Here is a 19498-nt window from a genome sequence, read left to right as displayed (position 1 = left end):
ATTTTATTAGGAATCATGTTCATTCAAGTACCACTTATGTAAAGTAAAAAGCTAGGAAGAACTTCTCCCTAGCTTTCTATTACTCTTCTTCTGCATCAACGATAAAGTTCGGATCTAATTCTTCAAACTCATCATCGTCAATTTGGAAAGCATCGTCTGACTCTACGCAACCTTCAGGATTTACACTTACACAAATTTTCGTTTCGCCAACTACTTCTGTTACAAATTCACGTTCTACAGTTACAACAATTTTATTACCATTTGGTGATACAAGAGCTTCTAAACAATTTGGTGGCTGAATGACGCGAGCAATAATTTCTAAATCATCACCAGAAAAGTTTTTATCACGATACCCAATGCTCACTTCATCCGTGTAGTTTACACGCTCTGTTACAACTTCTGTCTTTGTATTACCATCAAATGAATACCAAGTGTTCACATCATAGAAACCTTCAATTTCCACATGCTTTCCACTCTTTCTTGCTTCGTACGAGTGGTTAATTACCCAGCACCCTAAAATACTCGTTGGCTCATTATTCGATTCACATGTATGCGTTGACTTTGTATACTTACGTCCTTTTCCAACCACTGCTTTTGTAATAATCTCTCTAAATTCGGACATTCGTAACCCTCCTCAATCACTATTCACTTAATCATATGCGTGACAATAGCGGAATGTGTCATTCTTTTTTTGAGAAGAACTTACGTTTAACCGACTAAAAAAAGAGATGTCAATTCGACATCTCTTTAACAACCACAATTTCCTTTTTTACTTTCTACCGCTGCGCCCGTTTCACCCTTCAATACATCGCCATTAGTTGAAATTAATATTTCATCTGTTACGTTGTTAGAAATCGTACTGGCAACTAGCTGTAGTAAGTCATTTACATATGTTTGTGAAGATTTAAATTCTTGTACAACTGGGATACTATCTAACTTATCTTGCAATGCATCAATTTCAGCTTCTACTTTTTTCAAAGCTTCCCATTTCCCGTAATGCTGCAAGTTTACTGCTTGTTTTTGCAATGCTTTAATTTCATCAATTGCGCGCTTTACATTTTCATTTTTATGAATTTGCGCCTCTGCTTTCTTAAAGAAATCAACTTCTTCTGTTTCAGAGATCATTTTTGCTAATTCTTTCGCTTGCTCAACAATTTCATCTTTCGTATATGCTTTCATCTATTATTCCACCTCAATCGGCTCTTCAACTAATTCTCCGTTAAGAGACCAAGTTTTTGCGTCCGTTACTTTTACTTTCACAAGCTGACCAATTAAAGATTTTGGAGCAACGAAGTTTACAAGTTTATTCGTACGAGTATAACCTGCAAGTACTTCCGCGTTATTTTTACTTTCCCCATCAACTAACACTTCTACAATTTGACCTTTGTAACGATCGTTCTTTTCAATTGCCAATTTATTTACTAATGCATTTAAGCGTTGAAGACGTTCTTTCTTCACTTCCATCGGTACATTGTCTTTCATTTTTGCAGCTGGTGTACCTTCACGCGGAGAATAAATAAAGGTAAAGGCAGTATCAAATCCTACTTCACGATATAACGACATCGTTTCTTCAAATTGCTCGTCTGTTTCATTTGGGAAACCGACGATAATATCAGTTGTTAATACTGCATTTGGAATTGCTTCTTTAATTTTTCTTACAAGCTCTAAATAATGCTCACGCGAATATTTACGCGCCATAATTTTTAACATCTCTGTGCTTCCAGATTGAACCGGTAAGTGAATATGTTCTACTAAGTTTCCACCTTTTCCAAGTACTTCAATTAAGTGATCATCGAAATCGCGTGGGTGGCTCGTTGTAAAACGGATACGGGCGATATCCACTTTACGGAGTTCGTCCATTAAATCGCCAAGACCGTATTCTATATCTTCAAAGTCTTTACCGTATGCATTTACGTTCTGCCCAAGTAACGTAATTTCTTTATAACCATTCGCGGCTAAATGGCGAATCTCTTGGATAATATCTTCTGGACGTCTGCTTCGCTCTTTTCCGCGTGTATACGGTACGATACAATATGTACAGAACTTATCACAGCCATACATAATATTTACCCAAGCTTTAATATCGCCACGGCGTACTTTCGGAAGGTTTTCAATTACGTCTCCTTCTTTTGACCAAACTTCAACTACCGTCTCCTTCGAGAACATTGCATCTTTTAGAATGTACGGTAATCTATGAATATTATGTGTTCCAAACACCATATCTACATGCTGATTTTTTTGCATAATTTTATTTACAACAGATTCTTCTTGGGACATACAACCACATACACCAATTAAAAGGTCCGGATTTCTTCGTTTTAGTGACTTTAAATGACCTAGTTCACCGAACACTTTATTTTCAGCATTTTCACGAATAGCACACGTATTCAATAATACTACATCTGCATCTTCAGTTGAAAAAGTTGGTTCATATCCAAGTGCAGTGAAAATACCAGCCATCACTTCTGTATCATGCTCATTCATTTGACAACCATATGTACGAATATAAAACTTTCTTCCTGTACCAAAATTGCGAAACTCTTCAGGTAAGCCAAAATCCCGTTCAATTTTAACTTCTTCTTTCCCTCGTTTTTTCGCGTCTTTTAAGGAAGGTGGTTGGTATACACTTTCAAAGTATTTACTATAATCTTTCTCTTCTTTTTTCGCAGAGGAATTTGCTTGTTGACTTGCTAATCGTTGTTGCTCGTTCATCGGTAATCTCCTTTCACCCTTAACTATACACACTCTATAGTCCATTTTAATGCGCTTAGACCCACCTCAAAAATGGTTAGATAGCTTGAGAGATAACTTGTCCTTTGAAACTTGAGTAACCAATCTAATCATCTATAAGAATGAAGTCTTCCCCACACAAATAGACATTCCCTTTTCGTGTTTCTTTTTGTCCTACTAAAAAGCATATTGCTTTATCCCTATAAACATTACCATAGTATGAAGCGTTTCGCCAATTTTAACAAAAAATTGGCGCTGTCTTATCTTACATTTTATTAGCAATGAACTTGCCATTTTCATACAACGATTTATATATTATTTTACCATTCTGAATTTTCTAAGTAAATATAACTACCTTATATTTACTCATAAAAAAGGTTGCCACATGGCAACCTTTTCTTCTTACATTACATAAATTCAGCAACAAGTTCATCAAACATTTTCTGATCCATATTTAAATCTGATTGAACTAAAGGCTTCTCACTATAGCCTTTTACAAGTTCTTGGTATGAAGGTTGCGCTGTATTTTGATAAATTAAACCTGTTACTAATCCGTTATTTTCCATTAACGTTTGCATAGCCATCATGCGATTAGACGGATCATACCCCTCTACTGTACTTAGTTTTGTTAAATTCTCTTTAAACCAATCGTAAGTATTTATTTTATTGTAAGTAACACATGGGCTAAATACGTTAATTAATGAAAATCCTTTATGGTTAATACCAGCTTCAATAATTTGTGTTAATTCTTTTAAATCACTTGAAAAGCTTTGCGCCACAAATGTTGCACCAGCTGTTAAAGCCATTTCCATAACATTTAGTGACGGTTCAATTGAACCTTGTGGCGTACTTTTCGTTTTAAATCCAGCTTCACTACGTGGTGAAGTTTGCCCTTTTGTTAATCCGTAAATTTGGTTATCCATTACGATATACGTAATGTCGATGTTACGACGAATAGAATGGATTGTATGTCCCATACCGATCGCAAATCCATCACCGTCACCGCCTGATGCGATAACTGTTAAATCACGGTTTGCCATTTTCACACCTTGTGCAATCGGCAGGGCACGACCATGAATGCTATGCACACCATATGAATTAATATAACCTGAAATACGACCTGAACAACCGATACCAGAAATAACAGCAAGTTCATCTGGATTTAGGCCAACGTTAGCTGCCGCACGTTGAATTGCAGCTTGCACTGAGAAGTCTCCGCAACCTGGGCACCAGTTTGGTTTTACGCTGTTACGAAAGTCCTTAAATGTTGCCATTTAATACAACCCCTTTTTTGCATTCGTTGTAAATCTCTTTCGGCAAGAATGGGTTCCCATCATATTTTAAAAGACTAGAAATTTTCTCACCGTTACCAAGATTCATTTTCATAATGTTAGCAAGTTGACCTGTTGCATTGTTTTCTACCACTACAACACGCTTCGCATTTTTCACAAGTGGATCGATTTCAGCTGTTGGGAACGGGTGAATTAAACGCACATGAGCATGGTTTACTTTCATACCCTCTTGTTCTAAGCGCTCCATTGCTTCTTCGATCGCACCACGTGTTGAGTTAAATCCAACAAGCAATACGTCTGCTTCTTCATGCTTAACATTTTTATAAACAGGGGTATTAAACTTCAAGTTCTCCATTTTACGGAAACGTTTGTCCATTTGATCTTTACGGTTTATTGCTGATTCAGATGGTTTACCAGTTTCATCATGTTCTACACCTGTAACATGGTGAACACCATTTTTCATACCAGGTAAAACACGTGGTGAAACGCCATCTTCTGTTACTTCATAACGCTTAAAGTATGCTTTATTTTCACGTTCTGGTAATTCCACTTCTAAATCAAGCTTACCACGACGAATTTCCACTTTATCTAACTTAAGTGGTTCTACCGTTTGTTTCCCTAAAGAAAGCTGTAAATCTGTTAAGAAAATAACAGGTACTTGATATTCTTCAGATAAGTTAAACGCTTCTACAATATCATAGAAAGCTTCTTCTACTGTACTTGGCGCCATTACGATTTTCGGAATTTCACCGTGCGTACCGTAAATCATCGCCATTAAATCAGACTGCTCTTGTTTCGTAGGTAACCCTGTACTTGGACCACCACGTTGTGTATCAACAATAACTAACGGCGTTTCTGTAATACCCGCTAAACCGATCGCTTCCATCATTAAAGATAGACCTGGACCAGCAGATGCAGTTAATGTACGAACACCAGCATAGTTTGCACCGATTGCCATTGTACAAGCTGCGATTTCATCCTCAGTTTGGATTACTGTTCCGCCGACTTTTGGCAATTTTTTAATTAAGTATTCCATAATTTCAGATGCAGGTGTAATTGGATATGCAGACATAAAGCGAGCGCCACCAGCTACTGCACCAAATGCAATTGCATCGTTCCCAATCATAAACATGCGCTTCTGACCATCAGCTTTTTCAAGCTGCATCATGTTTACTTTCTCACCTAGTAACTCTTTCATATATTGAGAGCCGCGCTTAATTGCGTCCATATTCTTTTGAACAACTTGCTCTCCTTTACGACCAAAGATCTCTTCAACAACATCTAAATAAGCTGTTTCATCTAATCCTAATACCGCACTTGATGCTCCAACAGCAACCATGTTTTTCATTAACGATGTGCCTAATTCTGAAGCAATATCTGTAAACGGTATCACATATAGATTTACATCTGTATTGTCAGGTATTGTCGGATTAAATTTCGCATCTGCAACTACAATCCCGCCCGGACGTAGTTCGTGGAAGTTAAAATCAATTGTTTCTTGATCAAAAGCAATTAAAATATCTAAATCATCTGAGATCGCGCGTACTTCTGTTGTACTTACACGAATTTTATTATTTGTATGGCCGCCTTTAATACGTGATGAGAAGTGGCGGTAACCGTATAGATAATAACCTAATCGGTTTAATGCAATACAGAAGATCTCTCCTGTACTTTCAATTCCTTCACCTTGTTGGCCTCCAACTTTCCATGAAAGTTGACTAATCATCTCCTACACCCCTTTTGGCTGCATTCATTGTAGTGTATTTTTTTACAGTAATAGTTTAGCATTTTTTATGCAAATAAACTACAATGGACGCAAATTATGCCTCTTCTGATTTCCCTGAATCTTTAGTATAAAGCTATTTTGTTTTTCATTCTAGTATTAGGTCTTAAAAAAAGCAATAATATCAAATGAATTCATTCTAATTTTTCTGGATTTTTAAAACAAAAATCTTAAAATCCGATATGTTCAACAAAATTATCATATAGAAATCGCTCTACAGTAGATGCAGCATAGTGTTTACAAAGCTCGTTCATTACATTTTCATAATCTCGATACGCTGATACATTTACAACTGTTTCTACTATCCCATCAAAATCCGAACCAAACCCTATATTGTTCTCTCCACCTAATGAACAAATATATTCGATATGTCTTACTATATCTGCTACATTCGCTTGTTTTTCATTTGTTAGAAACTGCGGTACAAAAGTGACACCGATCATGCCATTTCGCTTTATAAGAGCTTTAAGTTGTTCATCGTTTAAATTACGTGGGTGCTGACAAAGTTTCATACAATTTGAGTGGGAAGCAATAGGATTTTTTGCAATTTCTATAACATCCCAAAAACTTCTCTCATTCAAATGAGACACATCAGTCCATACACGTAACGCATTCAGTTCTTGTACAACATGTTTACCAGAAGTCGTTAAACCTGCCCCACGTGTCTCTAGCGCACCATCAGCTAATAGATTGGCATAATTCCATGTTAGTCCAAAAGAACGTACTCCTAGGCGATACAACAATCGTAATTTCATTGCATCTTTTCCAATTGCTTCGCATCCTTCTAGTGTTAATATCGCTCCAATCTCGTCCTGTTTTAACATGTTAATATCATCTTTTGTCTGAATAAACTTCACACCTGGTAGGGATAAAATTTCATTATAAAAAATATCTACCATTTGCAATGCTACTTCAAATCGGTTTTCATATGCCACTGTTTCTGGCACATATATAGCAAAACATTGTATACTTCCTTTTCTGTTCTTTAACTGTTCAAATGTAATATGTAATTGCGAATCATGTTTAAAATCCTTTTTCCCTTGTGCACTCCATAACTGAAGAAGCACATCACAATGAGCATCAAAAATTTTCATTTTCATTCCTCCATTATAAAAACAACCTGTTTGCATACTGCAAACAGGTTTTTTAAACTTAACGAGGTTCTACAATTAATTTTATTGCTGTACGTTCTTCCCCATCAATCATGATATCCGTAAACGCTGGGATACAAATCAGGTCCAAACCACTAGGCGCTACAAATCCTCTTGCAATTGCTACTGCCTTTACCGCTTGGTTCAATGCACCTGCACCAATGGCTTGAATTTCTGCTGTTCCGCGTTCGCGAATAACACCTGCAAGTGCACCAGCTACAGAATTAGGGACCGACGTTGCTTTAACTTTTAATATTTCCATTCCGCGTTTCCTCCTCGTTTCTATAAAAAGTATTAGCAATTATTTCACTTTAACTTATATTCACGAGGAATGACACGTATTCCTGCTAAATTCCTGTAATTTTTCTAAAAAATTAAAAAATAATAACTTATCTAAATTTTAACAGAGATTACTCAAAAAATGGTTGGTCATCATTAATTAAGATACGCTCAATTTTCTTAGCTTTTCCTGTATTAGGATCCACATCAATTAGCACTGCGCTTAATTGTGTTCTACCATTTGTTACTTCAAATCGCACTGGTAAGTTTGTTAAAAACTTCTTCAATACTGCTTCTCGGTCCATGCCTAAAATTCCATCGTACGGTCCTGTCATACCAACATCTGTAATATATGCCGTCCCGCTTGGTAAAATGCGATTATCTGCTGTAGGAACATGCGTATGTGTACCTACTACCGCTGTAGCACGACCATCTACATACCAACCTAACGCTTGTTTTTCACTTGTAGTTTCCGCATGGAAATCAACAAAAATAATATTCGTACGTTTTTTCGCAATGTTAATTAATTCATCCACTTTACGGAATGGACAATCAATTGGAGGAAGGAATGTACGTCCTTGTAAGTTAATAACTGCAACTTCTGTTCCATTACAGTTCACAAAAATAAGCCCTTTTCCTGGAGTTCCTTCTGGGAAGTTAGCTGGTCTTGCAAGATATTTTGCATCATCGATGAATTCAAATACTTCACGGTTATCCCAAGCGTGGTTTCCAAGTGTAACTGCTTGCGCCCCACACTCTAAAAAGTTTCGATATATTTTTTCTGTAATTCCACGTCCACCTGCTGCGTTTTCTCCATTAATGATTGTTACTGTAGGTGTATATTTTTTCTTTAATGCCGGTACGTATTGTTGAATCATACCTCTACCAGGAGATCCTACTACATCCCCAACAAATAATATTCTCATATGTCTTACCCTTTCTATGTACTGCATTTTTTATTGCTATAGCATTAAGTAAATTCCTTATAATATGTTTATTATAAGTTTGTTTCACTTTTATGCTATATAACTAACTGTCTTTATTTTATCCAATTCCAACACAAAAAAATAAAGTGGTGTTTCACCACTTTATTTTGCGTATTCCACTGCACGTGTTTCACGAATAACAGTTACTTTAATATGTCCTGGGTAATCCAGTTCATTTTCAATACGTTTTCGGATGTCACGAGCTAAACGATGAGCTTCTAAATCATCGATTGTATCTGGTTTTACCAAAATACGAACTTCACGTCCTGCTTGAATTGCAAATGATTTTTCAACGCCTTCATAAGACTCTGAAATCTCTTCTAACTTTTCAAGACGACGAATATAGTTCTCAAGTGTTTCACTACGAGCTCCCGGTCTTGCAGCTGATAAAGCATCTGCTGCTGCAACTAAAACTGCAATGATAGAAGTTGGTTCTGTGTCACCATGGTGAGATGCGATACTGTTTATAACTACAGGATGCTCTTTATATTTCGTTGCGAGTTCAACACCAATTTCAACGTGGCTACCTTCTACTTCATGGTCAATCGCTTTCCCGATATCATGTAATAGCCCAGCACGTCTTGCTAGTTTTTCATCCTCACCAAGCTCTGCTGCCATAAGTCCAGTTAAATATGCAACTTCCATAGAGTGTTTTAAGACGTTTTGACCATAACTTGTACGGTATTTTAAACGACCTAAAATTTTAATTAAATCTGGGTGTAATCCGTGAACACCCACTTCAAACGTTGTTTGCTCTCCGACTTCGCGAATATACTCGTCCACTTCACGTCTTGATTTTTCGACCATCTCTTCAATACGCGCTGGGTGAATACGTCCGTCCTGTACTAGTTTATCAAGAGCGATACGAGCTGTTTCACGACGAATTGGGTCGAATCCAGAAAGGATTACCGCCTCTGGTGTATCATCGATAATTAAGTCAATACCCGTTAACGTTTCTAACGTACGAATATTACGACCTTCACGCCCAATAATACGTCCCTTCATTTCGTCATTTGGAAGATTTACAACCGAAACGGTTGTTTCAGCAACATGATCAGCTGCACATCTTTGCATTGCAAGAGATAAAATCTCTTTTGCTTTCTTATCCGCTTCTTCTTTCGCGCGAACTTCACTTTCTTTTACCATAACAGCGATTTCATGAGAAACTTCACTTTCTACTTTACCAAGAATAATTGCTTTCGCTTGTTCGCGTGTCAGATTGGAAATGCGCTCTAATTCTGTTTGTTGCTTTTGAACTAACTCTCCCACTTTGCTTTCCAACTCTTCAATCTGTTGTTGTCTCGCTACAAGAGAATCCTCTTTCTTTTCTAACTGTAGCTCGCGTTTATCGAGCGTTTCGTCTTTACGATCAAGGTTCTCTTCTTTTTGCATTAAACGATTTTCTTGTTTTTGTAATTCGCTTCTACGGTCACGAATTTCTAATTCAGCTTCTGTACGAAGTGTATGAATTTCATCCTTTGCTTCTAAAAGCGCTTCTTTCTTAAGTGCTTCAGCCTCACGATTCGCTTCATCTATAATACGTTTCGCTTCATTAGCCGCACCATTAATCTTCGCTTCAGCAATAGACTTTCGAACAAAAAAGCCAACAACTGCACCGACTGTTGCAAGCAAAATGGAGATGAGTATCCAAACTGCAGTACTACTCATGATTTCACCTCCCCTTGCTATGAATGAAAAAAGACTGTCGGCATGTACATTGAATACCAACATACAGCAAAGACCGTCGTCCCGCTTTTTTAAGGGACTTTCTTCATTTCACAATTAAAATGTCATATTATTATTTCGGCAAGATTTAAGTCTTACTCCGAATATTACTTCTCTTCTTGAGAAGAGTATATCGTATATAAGAAAAAATATACATTCTCATTGTATCTATCGCAATTTTCATTGTCAAGCGTTGTCTACTTTTACTTTCTTTACCTTCAGCCCTAATTTATATATGAATATAAAAAGCAGACAGCATATTATCCTGGAAAACCTTAGTAAATTCCAGTTTATTCATGTGAAACGCGCATATATCCCTCTTTATACATAATCTTTTAGGTAGATTAAATATTTTATCTCCAACGATATACAACGCTTTCATAATGGTACAAAAATAAAAGACACGAAGCCGTGTCTTTTATTTTTAATCAAGAAGATTTGGATCTTCCATACCTTCAGCACCTGAATCTTCGCTAATTCCGTGATGCTCACGAATAAAGAAGGCAATTTCTTCTCTTAAATCCGTATTTTCTTTTAAGAACTGCTTCGAATTTTCACGACCTTGTCCTAAGCGTTCTTCATTATAAGAGTACCAAGCACCGCTCTTTTGAACGATATCAAGTTCAGAAGCCATATCCAAGATTTCACCTTCTCTTGAAATACCTTCTCCGTACATAATATCAACTTCCGCAACACGGAATGGTGGTGCCACTTTATTTTTAACTACTTTTACTTTTGTTTTATTACCAACGATGTCATTACCTTGTTTTAATTGCTCCGCACGACGCACTTCAAGACGAACAGTCGAATAGAATTTCAACGCACGACCACCTGGAGTTGTTTCTGGCACTATCTATAGATTTTCCATCTCTATAGTCCGGACTATCTCTTCATCTCTTTACAGAGAGCCTTGCACTTCCAGCAGTAGCCTATCATCTGCCGTACCCTACTCAGTTAACTAAAAGTCCTTTTCGGTAGTCTCTACACCTTCCCCATATCACTATGGAGCTCGGCACGGTATTACCCTAAATAATGGTGGGCTTCACCGTTAGCAACTATATGAATAGTTACACCCTTAGGCAATAAGGTTCACAAGGTTTTTTAACATGCTATCACTAGCAAGGGAAACCCATAGTAAACTCCTTAATCTTTATGATTAAGCAACTTGTAGTTGATTTCCGAACATAACCCCAACTTTTTCACGAATTTGGTTAATAAAGATTGCGATTGTTTTTGATTTATTGATTGCACCTGAGAGTTTACGAAGTGCTTGAGACATTAGACGAGCTTGTAAACCTACGTGTGAGTCACCCATGTCTCCTTCAATCTCAGCTTTCGGTACAAGAGCTGCTACAGAGTCAATTACGATAATATCAACCGCACCACTTCGTACAAGTGCTTCTGCGATTTCTAAACCTTGCTCCCCTGTATCAGGTTGTGATAATAGTAATTCATCGATGTTAACACCTAGTTTTTGTGCATATACAGGATCCATTGCATGCTCAGCATCGATGAACGCTGCTTGTCCACCTTGACGCTGTACTTCTGCAATTGCATGTAATGAAACTGTTGTTTTACCTGAACTTTCAGGTCCGTAAATTTCGATAATACGGCCGCGTGGGTATCCGCCTACCCCTAATGCCACATCAAGTGCTAAAGAACCACTAGAAACCGTAGAAACTCTACGCTCTGCTTGTTCTCCTAATTTCATAATTGAACCTTTACCGAATTGCTTCTCTATTTGTTTTAACGCCATATCTAACGCTGCTTGACGATCACTCATTCAAAATTCCTCCTTAACTGAATTGCTAATCTTATTATACCTATTTTCAATTCATTTTGCCAACAAAAATCGAACATTTATTCGATTTTTTTATTTTCCAATTAATGAAACTGCATTTAAGCATTAAAAAAACTAGAAGAGACTCACATCTCTTCTAGCTTTTTATACAAATGATAAAATCCATATTTCGCCGAACGTTCCCTAATTTGTTGACGACTTCCACTTAAATGAAGAGGAAAGACTACAGTTGGTTCATCTTTAATCGACAATCCAACAAATACTGTTCCCGGTTCTTTATGTTCTGAAGCATCCGGTCCTGCTACCCCAGTGAAACTAATCCCGATATCCGCTTTTAATAATTCTTTAACATTTTCAGCAAGATAACGGGCACATTCCTTACTAACTGCACCGTCAGTAGACAACACTTCCTCAGGTACATGTAAAACATGTTGCTTCACATCATTATGATAACAAATGACACCGCCTTTAAATACGGAAGACACACCAGCACTTTCTGTTACTTGATTACCGAAGAGACCACCTGTTAAACTTTCCGCACACGCTAAAGTTAACCCTTTTTTCTTCAATAACTCTATCGCCTTATAATGCAGAAACTCTTGGTCATACCCGTAGAAAAATTCTCCTACTCTTTCTAAAATCAAATCTTCCATATGCTGAATGAGTTTCTCCGCTTCATGAGCATTTTGATGCTTTGCAGTTAAACGTAATGTCACTTCTCCATCATTCGCAAGAGGAGCGATTGTCGGATTCGTTTGTCCATCAATTAAATCTTGAACTTTCACCTCTAATTGAGATTCCCCAATTCCAAAGAAGCGAAGCACGCGAGAATAAATGTTTTCTCCTGTTGTAAAGTTACGTAAATAAGGCTCTACATAACTTACATACATTGGCTTCATTTCTTTCGGTGGTCCTGGTAATAAAATATAAACTTTTCCGTTCTTATTTAACCCCATACCAGGTGCCATACCGTGATCATTTGCGAATACATTTGCTCCATTCAAAATGAGTGCCTGCTTTTTATTATTTTCAGTGAATTCACGGCCTGTACGTTTAAAATAATTGCTTATTAATGCTAATGCATTTTCATCATATACTAGCTCTTCCTCTAAGCTAGACGCAATTGTTTCCTTCGTCAAATCATCTTTTGTCGGGCCTAATCCACCTGTAAAAATAAGCATATCCGCACGTTCTTCTGCAACTTCAATCGCCTGCTGCAGTCGTTTGTTATTATCTCCAACTACAGTATGGTAGTACACATTAATGCCGATTGAAGCTAACTTTTCAGATAAAAACTGGGCGTTTGTATTTGCAATTTGTCCAAGTAATAATTCTGTTCCAACCGCAATAATTTCAGCATTCACCCCAATTCCCCCATAAACTTCTATTTTGAGTTTACAAAAGCAGCTCTATTTTTCCAGAAATAATCCCATCCTGAAATAACAGTAAAAATTAATGCAATCCATATAAAGATGTCAGCTACCGGAATATGGATTAAATTTAAAGGTACATCGTGTAATAAATATGCTGCAATCGCGATAATTTGTGTCCATGTCTTAATCTTACCTAGCTGATTTGCTGCAACTACTTCTCCTGTTCCAGCAAGTACTAGACGTAAACCAGTTACCGCAAACTCACGGCTTATAATGATAATAACGATCCAAGCTGGTACGTATTGCATTTCCACTAACGTGATAAGTGCAGCTGAAACAAGTAATTTATCAGCTAATGGGTCAAGGAACTTCCCTAAATTCGTTACAAGATTATATTTTCTTGCGTAATGTCCATCAATCCAATCTGTAGCCGAAGCAACAATAAAGATAAGTGCTCCTACTAAATGTTGAATTGGTAAATCAACATCACCAATTGTGTATGAACCCCAATCAAAGGGTGCTAACATAATTACCATAAAAATTGGAATTAAGAAGATTCTAGATATTGTAATTTTATTTGGTAAATTCACAGCTATTCCTCCATCATATCAAAAACATTTGTTCATTGAAAAAAGTCATCGAAGCGATGACTGTTATTGTGCAGGTTGCTCTATCCCTAGATTTTTAATCAAGAATTTTTGATGATAATTCTCTTCTGGATTCAACGGGAATGTAACGACTTGGCCATTTAATTTAAATTCAACATTCGGTGCACTTCCTATATTAAGGTTTACCACTTTCGCTGTTGATAAATCATATTTTTGAGTTTGGCCTTCCTCTATTGTTCCACTAAAGATATCATTTCCTGCCTCATTTTTAATACCTACATAACTTGCGCCTTTTGTTGTAATTTCTAGTTCTAACGTTTTATTGTTATGAATTTCCAAAGTGGATTCCTTACCAGTTGTCCCAATTACTTTGATTTCTTGTTGTCCCGTTGGTTGCGCTGGTTGTTCTTCTTTCTTTGGCTCTTCTTTCTTTGGCTCTTCTTTTTTCGGCTCTTCCGCTTTCACTTCATCTTTCTTCGTATCTAACGGAGAGTTTTCCGCTTTTTTAACTTCAATTTTCTCACTTTGAGTATTCGGAACTTTTTCATCATCTTTTCCAGTTAACGCTTGGAAAACAAACCAAATTACCACTCCAACTGCGATTACTAACAGCGCAACTAAAATTTTCGGCATGTGATCTGCAATTGGCCATGATGAAGATTTTTGCATTGTTTCTTGCGTTTTTTGTCCTGTCGATACTTGTGGAACGTCACGTTTTTCAGATTGTGGTATCGTACTCTGATATTCTACAAGCAGTTCCTCTCCATTTAATCCAACCGCATCTGCGTATTGTTTAATGAATGCACGCGCATAAAAAGCTCCTGGCAATACATCATAATTGCCTTCCTCAATCGCTACTAAATGGCGCTTTTGAATTTTTGTAATCTCATGCAGCTGATCAATAGACAAGCCTTTCGTTCCTCTTGCTTCTTTCAGCTTTTGTCCTAATTCTGTCACTACTAACACCTCAATATTTCTTTAAAAGTCAAACATAGAGAAATTATTTTGCGTACCTTGCTCAATTTCATCTACTAAATTATATTGAATTTCTTCATCATAATCGTTACGCAACTCGATAATATAATCAAAATCATCCAATGTGTATTCTGACTGACTCACAAATACATCAGGATGTTCCACAACTTTCGTTGCAGGCAATCTCATAATTTCACGAACAAGCTGCCAATGCCTTTCGTTAGCACGCTTTGTTGACACGATTCCATCTAAGATGAAAATATTGTCGTCGCTATACTCGTCTTCAATTAATTGACTACGAACCGTTTGCTTAATAAGAGTAGATGATACAAATAACCATCTTTTATTTGCACAAACACTTGCGGCAACAATGGATTCTGTTTTTCCGACACGAGGCATTCCTCGTATTCCGATTAGTTTATGACCTTCTTTTTTCATTATTTCAGCCATAAAGTCTACAAGTAACCCTAATTCATCACGTACAAACCGAAATGTCTTCTTATCATCTGCATCTCGTTGTATGTACCTACCATGTCTAACCGCTAGCTTATCTCTTAGCTTTGGCGGACGATATTTCGTTACCGTTATATTATCCATCGTATTTAAAATTGATTCAAGTCTAGAGATTTGCTCTTGATTATCACACATAAGGAGTAATCCACGTCGTGCATTATCTACACCATTAATTGTGACAATATTAATGCCGAGCATACCGATTAACGAAGAAACGTCACCAAGCAAGCCAGGTCGGTTTTTATGTATTTCATATTCAAAATACCATTCAATCATCCAAGATCACTCCCCTTGCTTACTTTACACCTACGTACTATATTATATGATTTCACCTTAATAGGGAAGCTAAATGTATAATCTATCCTGCGTTATTATTATACAAAAAAAATAGAGAGGAGAATCTCCTCTCTATTTTTTACTTATGTTGTACAAACTTCACCATTAAGTTTGCGATTGTATGTTGCTCTTGTTCATCAGCAACTTTCCAAAGCTCAGCTAATAGTTTCTCTTGATCGTTGCGTGCTTCTACTTCATTTGCTAAATAGTCACCAACACGAAATGCCATATCTGATACGGCACCACCATCAAGACCTTTTCCTTGCGCCTGTTCTAAACGTTCTCCTAAAAAGCTCTTCCATTGATCAAAATTTTCTAAAACTGACATGTGTAAGCACCTCACTACTTAGTAATAGAATCATGCTTAATTTGTACAGTTTTTCATTTTTTATGTAAGAAATTTTTAGCAATGCCAACCGCCGTTCACTCCGATAATTTGTCCCGTTATGTAAGATGCTCCTGGTGAGACGAGAAATGACACTGTTTTTGCTACTTCTTCTGGCAATCCCAGTCTACCTAACGGAATCTCTTCAGCAATTTCATTCTTATCCTCTTCTGAAAATACATTTAACATTTCCGTTTCAATTGCACCTGGCGCCACCGCGTTCACTCTTATTCCACTTAATGAAACTTCTTTTGCTAAAGCTTTCACATATGAATTTTGCGCACCTTTTACCATCGAGTACAGCACTTCACATGATGCACCAATTTGTCCCCATATAGACGAAACAAGTACAACATTACCGCTTCTCCGCTGAATCATTGAAGGCAGTGCCATTGATAATACTTTATAAACACTCTTCACTTGAAGTTCTACCATGTAATTCAATTCATCGTTCGTTACATCTGTTACGAGTCCAAATATACTCTTCCCAGCTGCATATACGATAACATCAAGAGGATGTTCAATTTGCCCCCACAACTGCTCTGCTCCATCAACAGAAGCTAAATTGGCTTGAACAGGAATCACTTCATCCCATTCTTTCTGCAACTCATTCACTTTTTCTACACTGTTATTATAATGAATATATACTGTATATCCATCTTGAATTAATTGTTTTGAAATAGCAGAGCCAATCCCTCCGCTTCCCCCAGTTACTAATGCATACTTTTTCATACAAATCCTCTCTTATCTCAATAAAATCTTTCTCCTACAAATAAATAATACCCTCATCTTACAATTTATCAATGATAAGATGAGGGTATTATTGTAAAACCTTTTATTTTTTCGGTAAAACTTGACAAACACTCATTTTCTCTTCTGATAATAATAATTTGGCTACTTCTTGTAAATCTTGAACCGTTAGACTTTCTAATACAGTCAATGCATCAAACAGACTAGATTCATTAAACGCATATCGTGTAAATTGATTTGCAATATATTCAGGTGAATTCAAGGAGCGTAAAAAGCCACCTATTTTCTTTTTCTTTACTCGTTCTAATGCCGCCTCATCTAATTGATCATAATTTGTATTTAATAAAATCCCTTTCAAACGCTCTTCCAGCTCATCAGGTTGCTTCGTATCGCCGCCTACCATTGCAAAACCGAAGTTATTCTCTTCTGTATAATCATACGAGAATGAATCATCAATAAGCCCTTCATTATATAAAGATTCGTAATGAACCGAGCTCTTCCCAAATAAATAATCTAAAAGTAACGTAAGCGCAATTTCTTGTTTTAAAAGGGCTTTCCCTTTTTCTTTTAAGTTTGTCGCTTTAATACCCACTAAACATTTCGGTGTTTGTACAGGCATTGAAATAATCTTCTTCTTTTCATTTACCTCATCCGGTTCTTCTTCAAATGAACGTACAATTTCCGACTGATTTTTATAATCTTTTTTCGCTTGATTTTCACGTACTAAATCCATTGTTTCCTCTGGGTCGATTGCACCCACAACAAATAGTAACATATTGCTCGGATGATAAAACGTTTCATAACATTCATATAATAAGTCTTTCGTAATTTTACTAATAGACTCAATTGTCCCTGCAATATCAATTTTAATTGGGTGCTTTACAAACAAGCTATCAATTAACCCAAAGTATAAGCGCCAATCCGGATTATCTTGATACATTTGAATTTCTTGCCCGATAATCCCCTTCTCTTTTTCAACTGTTTTTTCAGAGAAGTAAGGCTCTTGTACGAAGTTTAACAATGTATTTAAATTTTGTTCTACATTTGATGTACATGAAAAAAGGTAAGCTGTTCTTGTGAACGATGTGAAAGCATTTGCTGATGCTCCTTGTTTACTAAACAATTGGAAAGCATCATGATCTTCTTTTTCAAATAATTTATGCTCAAGAAAATGAGCAATTCCATCAGGCACACGAATCATTTCTTCTTTACCTAGTGGTACGAATGTATTATCCATAGAACCATATTTTGTCGTAAACGTTGCAAATGTTTTATTAAATCCTTGCTTCGGTAAAATATATACATCTAATCCATTAGGAAGTTTTTCATAATAGAGCGTCTCTTTTAATTGCTCATAAACAATTTTCTCCATTTATTCTCCCTCCGTTCCTTGTAAAAAGTAAATTGTATCTAGTGCAATATTTTTAGCAACTTTCACAATCTCTTCTTTCGTCACACTTTCAATACCTGTAAGCCATTCTTCAACCGGACGCGTACGATCTGAAATAATACCATGATACAACATTTCCACAAATCCGCGTGGTGTATCAATCGCCTCTAATATTTGATTTTGAATAACACTTTTCGTTTGATGCATCTCTTCTTCAGAAAAATCACCATTTTGCATCGCTAGCATTTGTTCTTTAATAATCTCAACAGCTTTTTCATAATTTTTCGCTTCGATTCCTGACATGACAAACAATAAGCCTTTATGACTTTCAAAGCGGGATGCTGCATAGTACGCTAAACTATTTTTTTCACGAACGTTAACGAATAACTTCGAATGAGAAAATCCTCCAAATAATCCATTGAACAATTGCAGTGCAAAATAATCTTCATCTTTATACGTAATAAACGTACGATAACCGATGTGTAATTTACTTTGTTTTAATTCTTGTTGTTCAACTACTTCTTTTTCTTCATTATTTCTCTTATGAAGAAGTACATTTCTTTCTCTCGCAGGACGCGCTGAAATAGAAAAATACTTACTTACAAGATCCACTGCGTTTTCTAAAATATCACCAATAATGTATAGATCCATTTCATCCTCTGCTAACACTTTTTGATAATATTGATACAAACTTTCATTTGTAATAGAAGAAACACTCTCTTTTTTCCCATTTGCACTTAAACGATACGGTTCTACTTTACACATTTCTTCAATTAAACGCTCGTTTGCATAGCGCATTTTATCATCGTACGTAGCTTCAATTCGTTGCAAGAGCGCTCTCTTTTCACTTTCTACGATAGAAGGTAGAAAACCATTCCCCTCTGTTGCTGGGTGCAAAACGATATCCGATAACATAGAAAGTGCTTTTTCAAATAGCGGTGGTGCATCATGTAAATAAACTTCATTTGCAATATCTACATAAATAGAGATAATATGGTCTTCTCCTTTTTTACTTACATCTACTGCTAAAGAAGATCCATATAATTCTTCTAAATATTGACGAAGACGAATTACAGAAGGAAGCTTTTCTGTCGCACTTTGCAATACGTATGGCAATAGGGCACGCTCTGTCACCGTCTCCTCATTTAAAGGTGCCTTAAAACGAAATACAAAAGTATTTGTTTTATATTTATCAGTTGGAATAATATGTACTCGCAAACCGCCTAACTCATGTAACTGTTGTTCCATTAGTTTCATTTATAGCCCTCCTTTACGTATGTAGGAATATTCCTCTTCAATATACAGTTTTTAGAAATAAAAAATCAACTTTTCTTCCTCACTATACTTACATTAAGCTCTTTCTAAAAACTTGAATATGTAAGGAACATAGTAAAATTCCGTATTAAATATAGTCTATGTAA

Annotated in this window: 17 protein-coding genes and 2 pseudogenes; all 19 read right to left on the bottom strand. The window is 36.4% G+C overall.

The genetic code is table 11. The features are described from left to right. Positions 1-79 precede the first annotated feature (79 nt). On the bottom strand, positions 80-622 hold the full coding sequence (gene cotE / locus Q9B79_RS23760; RefSeq protein WP_098670298.1) for an outer spore coat protein CotE: 543 nt from the start codon (positions 620-622) through the stop codon (positions 80-82). A gap of 125 nt (positions 623-747) precedes the next feature. Continuing rightward, positions 748-1179, bottom strand: a complete 432-nt coding sequence (locus Q9B79_RS23755; protein WP_060631942.1) for a YlbF/YmcA family competence regulator — start codon at positions 1177-1179, stop codon at positions 748-750. A 3-nt stretch (positions 1180-1182) separates the two neighbouring features. Beyond that, positions 1183-2712 (bottom strand): tRNA (N6-isopentenyl adenosine(37)-C2)-methylthiotransferase MiaB, encoded by a 1530-nt coding sequence (gene miaB, locus Q9B79_RS23750; protein WP_306188193.1) that lies wholly within the window; start codon positions 2710-2712, stop codon positions 1183-1185. A gap of 425 nt (positions 2713-3137) precedes the next feature. Further along, a complete protein-coding gene (locus Q9B79_RS23745; protein ID WP_306188192.1) occupies positions 3138-4004 on the bottom strand; it encodes a 2-oxoacid:ferredoxin oxidoreductase subunit beta in 867 nt (288 codons plus the stop codon). Beyond that, on the bottom strand, positions 3991-5748 hold the full coding sequence (locus Q9B79_RS23740; protein ID WP_306188191.1) for a 2-oxoacid:acceptor oxidoreductase subunit alpha: 1758 nt from the start codon (positions 5746-5748) through the stop codon (positions 3991-3993). The genes Q9B79_RS23745 and Q9B79_RS23740 overlap by 14 nt, the downstream gene beginning before the upstream one ends. Positions 5749-5975: 227 nt before the next feature. After that, on the bottom strand, positions 5976-6899 hold the full coding sequence (locus Q9B79_RS23735) for a dipeptidase (RefSeq protein WP_306188190.1): 924 nt from the start codon (positions 6897-6899) through the stop codon (positions 5976-5978). Between the two features lie 58 nt (positions 6900-6957). Continuing rightward, positions 6958-7218 (bottom strand): stage V sporulation protein SpoVS, encoded by a 261-nt coding sequence (gene spoVS / locus Q9B79_RS23730; protein WP_000404341.1) that lies wholly within the window; start codon positions 7216-7218, stop codon positions 6958-6960. A 148-nt stretch (positions 7219-7366) separates the two neighbouring features. After that, positions 7367-8161, bottom strand: coding sequence for a TIGR00282 family metallophosphoesterase (locus Q9B79_RS23725; RefSeq protein WP_001221095.1), 795 nt, complete (start codon positions 8159-8161; stop codon positions 7367-7369). A gap of 162 nt (positions 8162-8323) precedes the next feature. After that, positions 8324-9889, bottom strand: coding sequence for a ribonuclease Y (rny, locus tag Q9B79_RS23720; RefSeq protein ID WP_046198515.1), 1566 nt, complete (start codon positions 9887-9889; stop codon positions 8324-8326). 481 nt (positions 9890-10370) lie between these two features. After that, positions 10371-10793 (bottom strand): annotated as a pseudogene (locus Q9B79_RS23715) (recombinase RecA family protein); the annotation flags it as partial. A gap of 327 nt (positions 10794-11120) precedes the next feature. Next, positions 11121-11729 (bottom strand): annotated as a pseudogene (recA, locus tag Q9B79_RS23710) (recombinase RecA); the annotation flags it as partial. A gap of 143 nt (positions 11730-11872) precedes the next feature. Continuing rightward, positions 11873-13111 carry a competence/damage-inducible protein CinA gene (gene cinA, locus Q9B79_RS23705; RefSeq protein ID WP_306188187.1) on the bottom strand — a complete coding sequence of 413 codons (1239 nt, stop codon included), beginning with the start codon at positions 13109-13111 and terminating at the stop codon, positions 11873-11875. 20 nt (positions 13112-13131) lie between these two features. Beyond that, positions 13132-13710, bottom strand: coding sequence for a CDP-diacylglycerol--glycerol-3-phosphate 3-phosphatidyltransferase (gene pgsA / locus Q9B79_RS23700; protein ID WP_001052973.1), 579 nt, complete (start codon positions 13708-13710; stop codon positions 13132-13134). Between the two features lie 63 nt (positions 13711-13773). After that, positions 13774-14685 (bottom strand): helix-turn-helix domain-containing protein, encoded by a 912-nt coding sequence (locus tag Q9B79_RS23695; RefSeq protein ID WP_306188184.1) that lies wholly within the window; start codon positions 14683-14685, stop codon positions 13774-13776. A gap of 21 nt (positions 14686-14706) precedes the next feature. Then, a complete protein-coding gene (locus Q9B79_RS23690) occupies positions 14707-15492 on the bottom strand; it encodes a DUF3388 domain-containing protein (RefSeq protein ID WP_000574107.1) in 786 nt (261 codons plus the stop codon). A 139-nt stretch (positions 15493-15631) separates the two neighbouring features. Further along, positions 15632-15880: a DUF3243 domain-containing protein gene (locus tag Q9B79_RS23685; RefSeq protein ID WP_042979322.1), complete on the bottom strand. Its 249-nt coding sequence runs from the start codon at positions 15878-15880 to the stop codon at positions 15632-15634. A gap of 75 nt (positions 15881-15955) precedes the next feature. Next, complete coding sequence (gene ymfI / locus Q9B79_RS23680) at positions 15956-16669, bottom strand: elongation factor P 5-aminopentanone reductase (protein WP_306188178.1); 714 nt, start codon at positions 16667-16669, stop codon at positions 15956-15958. A 103-nt stretch (positions 16670-16772) separates the two neighbouring features. Continuing rightward, positions 16773-18059, bottom strand: a complete 1287-nt coding sequence (gene yfmH / locus Q9B79_RS23675) for an EF-P 5-aminopentanol modification-associated protein YfmH (protein WP_306188176.1) — start codon at positions 18057-18059, stop codon at positions 16773-16775. Next, on the bottom strand, positions 18060-19334 hold the full coding sequence (gene yfmF, locus Q9B79_RS23670) for an EF-P 5-aminopentanol modification-associated protein YfmF (protein ID WP_306188174.1): 1275 nt from the start codon (positions 19332-19334) through the stop codon (positions 18060-18062). Positions 19335-19498: the final 164 nt, after the last annotated feature.

It is taken from the genome of Bacillus sp. MHSD_36 (assembly GCF_030757775.1).
Classification (GTDB): domain Bacteria; phylum Bacillota; class Bacilli; order Bacillales; family Bacillaceae_G; genus Bacillus_A.
This window is presented reverse-complemented; position numbering and strand designations above follow the sequence as displayed.

What these genes read in the sequence shown, in the direction of transcription:
- spoVS (WP_000404341.1), bottom strand. Translation starts at nt 7,218, where the DNA reads ATGGAAATATTAAAAGTTAAAGCAACGTCGGTCCCTAATTCTGTAGCT.
- ymfI (WP_306188178.1), bottom strand. Translation starts at nt 16,669, where the DNA reads ATGAAAAAGTATGCATTAGTAACTGGGGGAAGCGGAGGGATTGGCTCT.
- yfmF (WP_306188174.1), bottom strand. Translation starts at nt 19,334, where the DNA reads ATGAAACTAATGGAACAACAGTTACATGAGTTAGGCGGTTTGCGAGTA.
- yfmH (WP_306188176.1), bottom strand. Translation starts at nt 18,059, where the DNA reads ATGGAGAAAATTGTTTATGAGCAATTAAAAGAGACGCTCTATTATGAA.
- Q9B79_RS23755 (WP_060631942.1), bottom strand. Translation starts at nt 1,179, where the DNA reads ATGAAAGCATATACGAAAGATGAAATTGTTGAGCAAGCGAAAGAATTA.
- Q9B79_RS23740 (WP_306188191.1), bottom strand. Translation starts at nt 5,748, where the DNA reads ATGATTAGTCAACTTTCATGGAAAGTTGGAGGCCAACAAGGTGAAGGA.
- Q9B79_RS23685 (WP_042979322.1), bottom strand. Translation starts at nt 15,880, where the DNA reads ATGTCAGTTTTAGAAAATTTTGATCAATGGAAGAGCTTTTTAGGAGAA.
- miaB (WP_306188193.1), bottom strand. Translation starts at nt 2,712, where the DNA reads ATGAACGAGCAACAACGATTAGCAAGTCAACAAGCAAATTCCTCTGCG.
- Q9B79_RS23725 (WP_001221095.1), bottom strand. Translation starts at nt 8,161, where the DNA reads ATGAGAATATTATTTGTTGGGGATGTAGTAGGATCTCCTGGTAGAGGT.
- Q9B79_RS23690 (WP_000574107.1), bottom strand. Translation starts at nt 15,492, where the DNA reads ATGATTGAATGGTATTTTGAATATGAAATACATAAAAACCGACCTGGC.
- rny (WP_046198515.1), bottom strand. Translation starts at nt 9,889, where the DNA reads ATGAGTAGTACTGCAGTTTGGATACTCATCTCCATTTTGCTTGCAACA.
- cotE (WP_098670298.1), bottom strand. Translation starts at nt 622, where the DNA reads ATGTCCGAATTTAGAGAGATTATTACAAAAGCAGTGGTTGGAAAAGGA.
- Q9B79_RS23735 (WP_306188190.1), bottom strand. Translation starts at nt 6,899, where the DNA reads ATGAAAATTTTTGATGCTCATTGTGATGTGCTTCTTCAGTTATGGAGT.
- Q9B79_RS23745 (WP_306188192.1), bottom strand. Translation starts at nt 4,004, where the DNA reads ATGGCAACATTTAAGGACTTTCGTAACAGCGTAAAACCAAACTGGTGC.